Here is a 12,376-nt window from a genome sequence, read left to right as displayed (position 1 = left end):
TCAATCACTGGGCGGCTTGGCACCAGCAACATATGCCAAGCAAGGGGAAGATGAAAAAGTCTAAATGCTTGCTGTCCTAATTGGGGTAAGGCTACACTATTGCAATAATCAGTCGTTTCTCCTTGATGCCGGTCGTTTTGCTGATGGGGGCGAGCTGGCTTAGCCCTCCGTTACAGAACCTTGTTACTTTAGATCCGGTCTTCGTCATACAGGATCAATTAGTACAGTACGTTTTCACCCTATCAAAAGGAAAGATAAAAAACGCGCGTTTATAGTTACTGATTACAGATCTAATTTTTACCGGCATACGTCTAAACGCCCAATCTAACACGTTACTGGTTTACGACCGTGTAAGCCATGATTACCCAAAAGCCTCAAAGGGCAAACAAATGCATATTTCCTGATACCTGCCGTGGGTTATCAGTGGAACGAGCACTGGACCGCTGGGGTCAATCTTGCCCGGAGTGGGACGAAGGAGTCTGTAAACAGTTCCAGCGTCGCGGTTGGTCCATTTGCCCCTAGTGGGAAACGAAGCTAGTGATTAAATCCAGAGCGATTGCCAACAAAAACGGTCAGGCCATAATGAAACAAGAACAGTCGCTCCAAAAGGGAACGGACAAATTCCCCGGATGCGCATTGTATAGATTCCGCTAGGCCACTTTCAGCACATAAGCCATCTCTTTTTTCGTCAGGCCATTCAACCATTCAAGAACGCGACGGGGTCAATAAACTGACGGGGTAACGCTGGGGGCCTATATAATGAGATCAAGCGTGGGAAATCTCAAACCTAAACCAGACCGAGTGATTGCTGGTGATACGATTTAGCCACCAACCAGGATAAACAAATTGACCAAATTTAGCGTTGGCATGCATTGAGCTGCCAGGTAAAGCTTATAGGAACACCTAATGAGTAGAGTATAAGGCACTTCTGAAAAACAATTCCTTACGACAAGCCATGAGGATCCGTATGCCAGGGCTTTGAGAGAGGCATTCAAGAGAGATGGCCTAAAACAGGTAGCTGGATAGATACACTACGGCCTGTCATCGGTTTATACTTGTCGATGCGGCCTCAATCAGGTAGCTGTAGACACATGCGGGAGCAGTTTTGCTAACCGTCTGCTTTATTCAACAGTTAATTACCGCTAAACATGGCTTTTTTGGCTTCGGGCGGCAATTGCTGAAGTAGGGTAGATAAATAAGAATGGACTTTTAGAATCGTTGAAGCCAAGTCGTTGGGACAGGGACCTTCTGAGCAGGTGGCCGCTGCACGTAGCGTCACCTAGGCTATAGCGAAGACTGCCGTTAGCAGCTCAGCTTCCTTCTTGTGCCCCAGTATATAAAACCGGAGAATGGATTTCTTCATCTCCTGAATAGCCAGAAGGAGCTTTGCATCTGCGGAGTGCCCATTCATTAGATAATTTATTAAGTTAAGTGAGTACGTCACGTGTTTCAATCTGATTGAGGCTTATATATTATCATTAGGTTACATATAATTCTATATTTAATTCCTTTTTGGTTTGATTATGCTATAAAATCACCTCGTTGTCAGGTATCCAAAACCATTCCCAAACAGGGTTTTCAATATAAAATAACCACCAGTTTGCGAAAGCAGCTTACAGTCGTTTTTAATCTGTTTATCGGCTTAATACACGAATCGAAGTGGGCATGCCCTGGCGTAATTACCCCCCCCTTCACAATGAGGATTTAGCGGAAACAGGCACCGCTGTGAGGCCAAACCCAATCGGGCAGATATCGTATCCGCTGAGTCTGAAAAATGTCGATTCACCTACCAGATTACCCCATTCGTTTGTCTTTGCGGCAAAAGGCGATCACACAATTTCTCATGGGTTAGGGACGATGTCCAGGCGACTAGGATTTGTCAGGTTATGAACAGACATTTCCTGCTAGCCCGCCTGCAGGCTTACCATATCGTCGATGAAGGCATCGATCATCGACTTGGACAGGCCCGGGATACAGACGATATGAGCCTGATGGCCCTGTGAAGCGAACTGCCATTTACGGCAAATGGATTCTGCCGGTCTAGGAAAGACAACCGTGATGGATTACTTATTTCGCCAGGCAGCTATTCCGTTCCGTTGTAGTTTATCTTCCGTATACGCAGCCAGCGAAAGACATTCCCTTATTCTAGTGAGCAATCCTTCTTTTTTGAGCTGTTTAAGGGCATACCACAGAAACACGGGAGTAATGCCGTTTCTTGAACCCAAAATTGTGGTATCCATTGCCCCAATATAGCTGATATGCCTACCCACGCGCTGGGGATGTTCTTTCCGGACGATAACGACCCCGCAGGGAATGGGCGAACCAATAAATTTGTGACCACTGCACGAAAGGCTGTCGATACCGCCCGTAAAGTCGAACGTGGGGTTCTTATCCAGTAAGGGTAGGTAGATCCCTGAGAGGGCAGCATCACAATGGATATAGGCCTGCTGCACACCTAGCTCCTGGAAGATGTGCCGAATGGTAGGAACATCGTCCTTCGCTTCGGTCATCGTCGTACCAATATTGGCTAATAGGATCACCGGTCGATCCTGATTTTGCTGAATAGCTGACGTTAACGCCGTGTAATCGATTTCACCATTGGCTGTACTGGCAATCTGAACAGCCGTCATATTCAGCACACGGGCGCTTTTTGCTACACTGTAATGCGTGGCCGCAGAATAATAAAGAATTCCCTGTGGGTAGCGTTCGCGGGCCATATATAAGCCGTAAAGATTTCCTTCACTGCCACCACTGGTGACGTAGCCGGAGAAAGAATCCCGGGGAGCCCGAAACAGCTCCGCAAAAAATTCGATCACTTCTAGTTCAATAGCCAGGGAATTGATCCCATAGTTGCTGCCCACAAACGGATCACCCAGGTTAAGCATGGCATAATCCAGCAGCGGATACAAGGCCCGATAATCAAAGTGGGTGGCCAGAGGATAGCCAATAGATGTCTTCGCTTTCTGGGCAAGCTGGTGTATAAAAGTGGTTAATTGATCCTGATCTTGAATGGTCATCATAGGTTACCAACGGAGCTGGCTTAACCAGGCGGTGCGTAACGGCCTGGTTAGCTAATTGGGGTAAGTACATGAGACTGAAGCAGGCCGTCAATGATTCATCCGAACCACATCAACGAGCTGTTAAGTACTATCAATGTCCTTATGTAGCGTATGAACGAGCAGAGCGGCCGAAAGGAAACGGTTACTGATTAGGGTATTAAAATGAGGCAGGCATCTATTAAAGTAAACCTGAAGCGAAGGGGTTAGAAAATCAGCATGACAACCAACGATTCAGTTGATGCAATTCATTACAAGAAACATTGCCTGAACGCCTGGTTGTTTTTTGACAGATGCTGTCGGTTAACGTATTATTGCCGGTCTTTCCAATGGCCAGGAGGTAGGTTAAACTGTTGGAACTGTGCCGTCAAGTGTAACTGCATGATCTGTTCAGCTACGTACCGACCGTGACTGGGCCGTTCAATCCGATGTTCAATGGCAAACAGCAACAGACGTCGCTGGTAATCCCGGATACTTTCGCCGGCCTTTTGTAAGGCCAGGTAACGATCAGTTGGCATAGCAAACGGGCAATGCCCGGGTTAAAGTCGAACCTCTCCAGGTACGTTGCAGTCGTCCGTGGCATAAGGGTGTTTTTTAATCGGATAAAGGCCAATATGCCTAACTGATTAAGCTAACACCTAAAAATTACGGATAGACATGTACTGTATTTGAGCCAGCTGACGAATTAAAACACCCGGCACATTCCCAGGAGCCTTTAAGTTGACTTCGTCTGTGTATCCGAAGCGGCTTATCACAATGTACTATAGACACACAAAGGGGAATTTAGTCTCGCCTGAAACACAAAAATTTGGCGTTAACCTGGTAGTTTAACTGATCGTCGATGCTGATTCCGTCTATCTTGGTGAAAGTTAAGGCCGACTTTCGGCTAGAGGCATTGGTCACGAAGAGCCTAGTTACTCTCATTTTTGCTTTGGTTACGTCCCAGCGGATTACTGAAAGCGTTTGATTATAAAATAGATAGAGAACAAACAGGCCACCCAAAAAAAGAGAGCCAAGCAGGTACAGATGGGAACGAGGTGTCCCAAAGCGAAAAAACCAAGCGTAGCTAAGGAATTAATGGAAGGTCTGGATCACTCTTGTTAAGAAAAACAGTCACCCAACGGCTGCCGAACAGGCGGCTGAGCGCGCGATCTGTCCTAGAAAAAGGTTTTCGGTAGGCTCCAATTGCACGCTTAGGCAAAATGTGGACGACTGCCGACCACTCATCGCCAGACTCATGAATGGCCTACAGTCGGAAAGGAAGTAACATGGGCTTAGTTTATCAACAGAACAGGGCTACTCCGTTACGAACAACCAATTGGTACGAGTCGGTTTTTAAACTACAACGTGTCCGACAGGGTAGCCAAGGAAGCCGTTCATGGATCATCAATCGTTTGCTCAAATAACTAGTTGAGGTCATTAAACAACCCATTAATATAGTTTAGGCGAGTCTTTTAGGTGGTTAACCCGTCTTAGGTACTTCACCATATCGAGACGTTTATGAAAAAATTAGTTGTGTTAATCGCTATGCTGGTCACAGGGCTGGCGCAGGCTCAGGAGTACAAGCCTTTTAAAATAAATTTGTCCGTCGGCTATGCCAATCCGGCCGGACTGGGCGTAAAGGGCGGTGTCTTGATTGGAATTGAGCCCAAATACAACATCAGCCCCAGGATCGAACTGGGGCTTCGGCTGGAGTCAGCCCTGATGATACGGGGGGTCGAGTGGGACAAAAACAATCAGGCATCTGATGGCGTGGTCTCGGGTGTTGGTTCAACCCTGCTTACGGGTAATTACCTGTTTGGTCCCTTTGGCGATTCCCGCTTCCGTCCATTTGTCGGCATTGGTGCAGGCGTGTTCCATATTGCTTCGGGGGGTAAGGTCGCCATTTTTGAAAACCAGACTAACGTGGAACTGCCCCTTACCCAGTACACCACGATTGGGGGAATGGTGCGAGCGGGCCTTAAGGTAGGCCATTTTGTGGTGAGCATCGAGCATAACGCTGTGCCGAGCCACACGTATACGCTGCCAAACGTACCCACCGTTTATACGACCAAAAGTGGCTACACCGGCTTTCGGCTGGGCTTCGATCTGGGCGGAGGACGAAAATAAAACCTACCAAACCGGTTGATCAGTTCAGTTTATTCCTATCCAGCTGTGTTGCTTCTGGCTGAAGTTTCACAGCTGGATAGGTTGATAAATGACGTTTGCTGCCGAGCGTACCCGTGGGTCAGTGAGTTGAACAGGAAATAGCCCCGTTGCCGCTCGATAAAGGCAGTAAGCGATATGCACCTCCTTCCCCACCGGTTTGCCACCGACCACAAACGGACCACTTAACATTCTTTCCGCCAACTATTTAGAAAAAGCAAGAAGCCCGCTTGATTGGCTTCTATTTTTTACAATTCCGGGCATGAGGAGCGCATTCGAAAAACTCATGTCTCAAGTTGCCTACCTTATAAACAACAAAAAACTACCATGTATTGGCCAACCAACTCCATTCAACTCAACAAACGAATTAAACACTTATCGGATGAACAATTGGTACGCTGGTTTCAGCAAACCCAGCCAGCCGAGTGTTTCGAGATGCTCTACCAGCGCTACGTCCAAAAGGTCTATCGGCATTGTTTGAAGATGACGCAGGACAGTGACGATGCTCAGGATATGACGCAGGATATTTTTTTAAAAGTATTTATCAAACTGTACTCTTTTCAGCACCGCTCCAGCTTTTCGACCTGGTTATACACCATTTCCCATAATTACTGCATTACCCAGCTAAAAGCCAGGCGGCTTTCCGTTGAAGTCATCACCGAACAACTACGTGAGCAGACGCCCCAGGAAGAAACGGGCGACTATGTTTTTGAGCAACAGCGCCGAGTATTGAAAAAGATACCCAAATTTGAGCTAACTCTCCTTCAACTCAAGTATGAGCAGAACCGGTCCATTAAGGAGATTGGGGAACACTTTCAGCTGAGTGAATCGGCTGTGAAAATGCGATTAACCCGTGCCCGCAAACGCGTGAACCAGCTGTACAGGGTTCATAATATCGACGAGGGATGAATACAGCATACACAAAGCGAAGCTTAACCAGCAGGCCTAATCGGATAAGGGGCTACAGGACGATTAATTCGGTCCTGTTTTATTCGAGAAAAAGGTGAGTCAAAGAAGCTACGTATACCTACAACTGGCTGGCCGTTTGTCAGAATCCGCAGCCGAATACCCCTCCGCGCGTTGACCAGCAGCTGACTAATCAGACCACTCGAGTGGGTCAAGGCTTCGGCTATACCCTGCCGCAGAATGCGTTCACCGACAATGAATCGCCCCAAAGCCTGACGATATCGGTGAGTGGTTTACCGGCGGGGCTTAGCTTTACAGCACCTGCACAAATTGGGGGTGTACCGACAGTAGCCGGAACAAGTTCGGTGACCGTAACGGCTACCGATCCCGGCGGGCTCACGGTGGCGGCAACCATTGTGATTACGGTGGTGGACACTTCGGCAGCTAACACACCACCGATTGTGGCCAATCCAGTGCCTGACCAGCTTGCGTCCCAGGGCCAGCCGTATTCCCTGAGTCTGGCCAACACGTTCTCCGATGCTCAGACGCCGCAGGCACTGACGCTGGTAGGTACCACAATCTCAGGTACGCCGTCGCAAACCGGTACGTCGACCATTACCCTGACAGCGACTGATCCGGGTGGACTCACGGTAACAACCAGCTTTAGCCTCACGCTACAGGCGGCTTCGGCCAGTGGGCCTTTTGCCATCACCAGCGTGAGTCCGATTACCTGTAATCAGATTGCGGCTAACCGCTACGACATCAGCTTCACTCCGCGCTATAGTGGCCTTAACGGACAAACCGTTACGTTCTGGGTGGCCGATGAGTTGGCACCGACTACTGCGCCGGGGCCTTACAGTCTGCAACTTTATAACGACAAGCCGACGATCGTGCTGAAAGCCTCCCAGGCGGGTAGTCCGGGAGAAGTTATGTTTACCTACAACTGGATCAGTTTCTGTCAGAATCCGCAGCCGAATACGCCCCCTCGGGTCAATCAACCGCTGACTGATCAGGTGGCCAAAGTGGGGCAGGAATTTGGCTATACGATTCCTCAACTCACCTTCACTGACAACGAATCGTCCCAAAGTCTTTTGTTGAGTGTGCGTGGGTTACCAGCGGGTATGAGCTTCTATCCGCCAACGCAGATTGGGGGTGTTCCCAGTGTAACGGGTACCAGCTCGGTAACGGTAACCGCGACGGATCCGCAGGGTTTGACGGTGAGCAACACCTTTACGCTACGTGTGATTGATCCGAACAACTGCCGGACAACTGGAGCCATCACTTCGGTAAAAGCAGGAAATTGGGATGATCCGGGGGTTTGGTCGTGTGGCGTAGTACCCGGTCCTGCTGACGTAGTGCAGTTGAACCACGTAGTGAATTTGCCGGCCAGCTACGTAGCCCCGATCAAAACGCTACGTTACGGAACCGGTGGCAGGCTAACGTATCAGATCGAGGCACGATTGCGGCTGGGCTTTTGAGCTATTTACAAGGCACTTTGGTAAGCGTATCGTAAATATTCCCGGCAAGATAAGTGTCCCTACTTTCAACTGAATGATCGATGAAATTAAAACGAAGTATCTGGGACTTATACCAGGTGCCCCGACGAATAGTTATCATCTGAGTCTTGGTCAGGGTTGTAGCGACGCTGTTTTTTGGCCGATTGGCGCATTAAAATTATACCTAAAAACGGACAGTACCTGACCAAACCTCTGTTTTCTGTTTAGCGACCAATCGGTATTGATTTTCACGCCCCGTTTGCACTACGGACCGCCAGTTCTCGCCCACTTGGGCCATCCAGACTAAGTTAATCACTAGTTATGCCAGGGGCGATTTAGGACAGGCTAGAGGCCTAGGTGATCTCTTTTTGTCCAACACGTAGATCCTTATCGGCAAGTCACCCTGGAGTACTACCCTATCGCTGGGCTTAAAACTCCCATGACCTATCAAAGTAGTCTCGGCAAAGGGGATCTCATTGGGGGTGTATCGGTAACAATGCACTTTCGGGTACATTAAGCGTTACAGAAACTTTCAGCGAACCTCCCTGTGAAACGCGGATGTATGTCAACAATACGGATTGGGCCAATCCACGAACCCATCGTTTGTGATTATTTCGGCAACACCACCCGGGTTTATGACCCATAAATTACCCCCAACTGGAATTACGCACGTATTGTTATCGTGTGCAAACCAGTTTACTGGGGTAAGCCCCTGGCAATTACAAGCGACCTACGCCTACCTAACACGTTAACAATCCGAGGAGGCTCGCCCATAGTGGTAAAGTTGCTAGAGAAGCAATATTTAAATCTTTGATAAAAATTATCATGCTCTAAGGAATAAGCTAATCTACATAAAACGGTAGAAGTGGCCATGGCTTTAAGCCAGATCGGGGCTTATTGTAAAGGAAACGAGATCTTCTTAGGAATACCCAATCCAACGGTACGAGTTTATGGACTGTTTAGTTGACCTTTTATACAGTCATTTATTCTGAACGTGAGTTGATTATTAAATAATATAAAACATAAATCCAACTTAAGACACCATAAATAACTGCCCATAATACCGATTTATTTTTAGTCCAGGATATCGCTACTGCTATTGCCGAGCCTAACCCGATTCCATTATTAACAACCGTTTGCTGGACTGACCCAATTGGTTGAGCAAAGCTAGATGTTACGCAAACACCTATTAGAATAAAAACGAGTATAACAGGTACCTTTACCATAAAAACTTCGGTTAAACTAAAGAATAAAGGGTATTGATATTAGACGAGTCTATAGTAAAAAAGTATTGCTTTCTCTAGTTTTTTCATCAACAAAGAGTTGTGAGCGAACAGACTTTGCCAGTACAAGTCACTGGAATGAGGTCCTCTCAAGTACTGAATCACTCAAAGATTGAGGATCGGACTTTCTTGAACTTACTTCATGTTGAATAAAGAACAGGCTGCCAAGCTTGTCCTTTATTCAACATGAAGTTGGTCTTTTCTAGTTAGTCGAGTTGACTGAGGCGTCAGGGAGTGTGCACCTGAAATCCTACTTATCCCTTCTGATCCTACCACCCTGCAAAAACAGAGGGTGATAGCAGCTAATGAATTTCTGAGTATTTGTGATGGCACTGGCCACCCGGCGTCTCTCGACGGGTTATGACAGTGGCTACTATTGGGAAGATGTCCAACGAGCCCTTCGTATTGCTGTTGGTTTAGAGAAGTGGCTCGACTAAGACTTTGCAAATCAACTGATAAATAACTTTTATTGCCTATTTTTATTGTTCTGTTTTGTAACATTTTCACAACGCTACTCCGAAAAGGCTACAAACTCGAATCTCATCTAATTTTACATTTTCTAAACGGTGGTGGCTGTTGCACAACTCCAACTTACTATCTAGCCAAGTAGTATCTAGAGCTGATTTGCCTGAGTTTTTCGACCAAATAGCCAAACGCAAGCCCTGTGAGCGATCAGATTTAGGCCAAACCCTACCTGAAAATAGTTGTGCAACACCCACGCTCCCAACCGAGACGAAGTAAACTTCTCGCGCTGTCTTACCTAACTGGGCGTTTTATGCGTCACTAGATGTGCTCCGATTTTCACCTTGAATCGCTCAAGTAGGCATATGGATGGGCACAAAAGCCCTGAATTCATAGCTTATTCTAACACATGGGTAACGGAATGGGTTTGCTAAAAAACCTTTACCTAGCGATGAATAGCCCACGACAAGGTGATCCCTGGCCCAACAACGTCCAGCTGCCAGCCGCTGTTTCCGACAGCCAGAAGTATCAGGCCTTGCGCCTACATATGCCCCAGGGCTACTGTGTGATTGAAGTCCTCTTTGATGAGCACGACCTGCCCCTGGATTACCTCTTCCTGGAAGTCAACCCCCTCTTTGAAGAGCTAACCGGCCTGTTGGACGCGGTGGGAAAGACCATGCGCCAGCTACAACCGGCCCATGAACAACACTGGTACGAGCTGTATGCCCAGGTGGTCAAGACCGGACAACCGGTGCATGTTGAACAGCAAGCGGCTCATTTAGCCGGGGGCGTCTGGTATGATGTGTTGGCCTTCCCCCTTGGCCCGTCTCACCCCCATCAGGTGGCCATCTTGTTTCAGGACATCACCCCGCGCAAACGCACCCAACTGGCTTTACAAGTCAGTGAAGAGCGATTCCGACTCTTTGTGACGGCTAGTTCGGATGTGGTCTATACCATGAGTGCCGACTGGCGGATAATGAACCGACTGGAGGGCAAGACCTTTTTAGCCGATACTCGCCAGCCAAGCCGAGACTGGCTGCTAGCCTACATTCCCCTGGAGGAGCGAAAGCGGGTCGAAGCGGCCATTGAGGTGGCCATCACCACCAACAGTCTATTCGAGTTGGAACACCGGGTGATCCGGGCTGATGGGAAAGTAGGCTGGACGTATTCACGGGCCGTACCGATTCTGGATCAAGAGGGCCAGCTTCTCGAATGGCTAGGCACGGCCATTGACATCACCGAGCGTAAACAGCAGGAGCAACAACAGGCCTTTCTGCTCCGATTCAGCGACACGCTGCGGACTCAGCCCAATCCCGATGCGCTCACCAACCGGGCTCTGCAACTCCTCACCGACCACTTGCAGCTCGACCGCTGTTACATAGCCGTCTACCGACTGGCCGAGGATCGAGCCGACATCACGCACCAGGTGGGTAACGAGCGGGTGCCGCCTATGCCTCAGAGCATTCGTCCATCGGATTTCCCTGAGACCTTTCAGATTGTCTTCGAGCAGACGCTGGTGATCGACGACGTGGGCAAAACGGATGGCCTGACCCAGATGGACCGGCAGAATATGAGCGCTTTGGGCTTCTCAGCCTTGGTCGCCTCGACCCTGCGTCAGGGAGAAAACCATCCACTCTGGGTACTCGTGGCGGTCTCAGCCCATGCCCGGCACTGGACACCGGCCGAAATTAAGTTGATCGAAGAGGTGACCGAACGCACCTGGACGGCCATCGAGCGGGCCCGCGCCGAAGAAGCCCTGCGGGAAAGTGAGAAACAGTTTCGAACGCTAGCCGATGCCTTACCCCAGGCCATCTGGGTCACCGATCCGGCGGGTAATGTCGAGTTTTTGAACCAGTGGTGGGCTGACTACAGCGGGATTGTGTTTGAACCCACAACGGCCTGGCAAGTGGCCCAGGACAGCTTACACCCCGAGGATGGTCCCCGGCTGGTGGCCGCCTTTCAGCAGGCCATGCAACAGGGAGAAGGCTTTGCCATCGAACAGCGCAACCGGTCAGCGTCGGGTGAGTACCGCTGGTTTTTGAACATTGGCGAACCCTACCAGGACCCCAAAACGGGGCAGATTACCAAATGGGTAGGCGTGAGTATCGACATTGACGATCGCAAGCGGACCGAGCAGGCTTTAGCCGACAGCGAGAACCGCTACCGGGGCTTAGCTGCTGAATTGGAAGGGCGCGTAGTGGCACGCACTCAGGAACTGGAGCAGGCCAATCAGAATCTCACTCGCTCCAATGCCAATTTACAGCAGTTCGCCTACGTAGCCTCGCACGATTTACAGGAGCCGCTGCGCAAGATCCAGCAGTTTGGCGATTTACTCAGGGCTCGTCATACGTCCTTAGCCGGCGATGAGTTAGTCTACATTGAGCGGATGCAGGTAGCCGCCAGTCGGATGGCTACGCTGATTCGGGACTTATTGAATTTTTCCCGGCTATCGACCCAGCGCGAGCGGGATGAGCGGGTGCCGCTAAACGGGGTCATCGACCAGGTACTGACTACTTTTGACCTGGTCATTGCGGAGACCAAAGCGGACGTTAAGGTAGGTCCACTACCGGCCGTGCTGGGAGATGCCTCTCAACTCGTCCAGTTATTTCAGAATCTGGTGGGCAATGCGCTTAAGTTCCACCGGCCAACAGTAGCTCCCCTCATTCAGATACAGGCTCAAACACTACCCGTCAGTGAACTGCCCTCGACCGTTAAGCCTGGCCGGGCGGCTGAGTACTATTATCAGATTGATGTGATGGATAATGGCGTTGGCTTTGATGAGAAGTATCTGGACCGCATCTTTCAGGTGTTTCAGCGCCTGCATGGTAAGAGCGAGTTTGCCGGAACGGGTATCGGCTTAGCGATTAGTGAGCGGGTTGTGGCCAACCACGGGGGAGCCATTACGGCCAGCAGCCAAGTGGGACAGGGGGCAACCTTCAGGGTGTATCTACCCACTTAAGTAAGGTCATCTAAACGGGTTTCAAGCGCACTAAGCCATACCCTTGGAGAAGACTACATCTTATACCAA

Annotated in this window: 6 protein-coding genes; 4 read left to right on the top strand and 2 right to left on the bottom strand. The window is 49.4% G+C overall.

The features are described 5' to 3' along the window. Nucleotides 1-2,063: 2,063 nt before the first annotated feature. Together ACYVF1_RS31450 and ACYVF1_RS31445 are read right to left on the bottom strand one after the other, a co-directional pair. Entirely contained in the window at nt 2,064-3,020 is a 957-nt protein-coding gene (locus tag ACYVF1_RS31450; RefSeq protein ID WP_461086555.1) for a histidine decarboxylase, read from the bottom strand. A gap of 347 nt (nt 3,021-3,367) precedes the next feature. Further along, entirely contained in the window at nt 3,368-3,574 is a 207-nt protein-coding gene (locus ACYVF1_RS31445) for a hypothetical protein (protein ID WP_461086553.1), read from the bottom strand. A 982-nt stretch (nt 3,575-4,556) separates the two neighbouring features. Here ACYVF1_RS31445 and ACYVF1_RS31440 point away from each other — a divergent pair. The 4 genes from ACYVF1_RS31440 to ACYVF1_RS31425 all read left to right on the top strand — a co-directional run bounded on the left by ACYVF1_RS31440 (nt 4,557) and on the right by ACYVF1_RS31425 (nt 12,307). Continuing rightward, the gene (locus ACYVF1_RS31440) at nt 4,557-5,165 is read left to right on the top strand and encodes a hypothetical protein (protein WP_461086551.1); all 609 of its coding nucleotides are present in this window, start codon (nt 4,557-4,559) and stop codon (nt 5,163-5,165) included. Nucleotides 5,166-5,528: 363 nt separating this feature from the next. Continuing rightward, entirely contained in the window at nt 5,529-6,110 is a 582-nt protein-coding gene (locus ACYVF1_RS31435) for an RNA polymerase sigma factor (protein ID WP_461086549.1), read from the top strand. Nucleotides 6,111-6,238: 128 nt separating this feature from the next. After that, nucleotides 6,239-7,585: a putative Ig domain-containing protein gene (locus ACYVF1_RS31430; RefSeq protein WP_461086563.1), complete on the top strand. Its 1,347-nt coding sequence runs from the start codon at nt 6,239-6,241 to the stop codon at nt 7,583-7,585. A 2,214-nt stretch (nt 7,586-9,799) separates the two neighbouring features. Continuing rightward, complete coding sequence (locus ACYVF1_RS31425) at nt 9,800-12,307, top strand: PAS domain-containing sensor histidine kinase (RefSeq protein WP_461086547.1); 2,508 nt, start codon at nt 9,800-9,802, stop codon at nt 12,305-12,307. The last annotated feature ends 69 nt before the right edge of the window (nt 12,308-12,376 follow it).

This window comes from Spirosoma flavus, from assembly GCF_054778555.1.
Note: the sequence above shows the minus strand (reverse complement) of the source record. Positions and strands in the feature narration are given on the sequence as shown.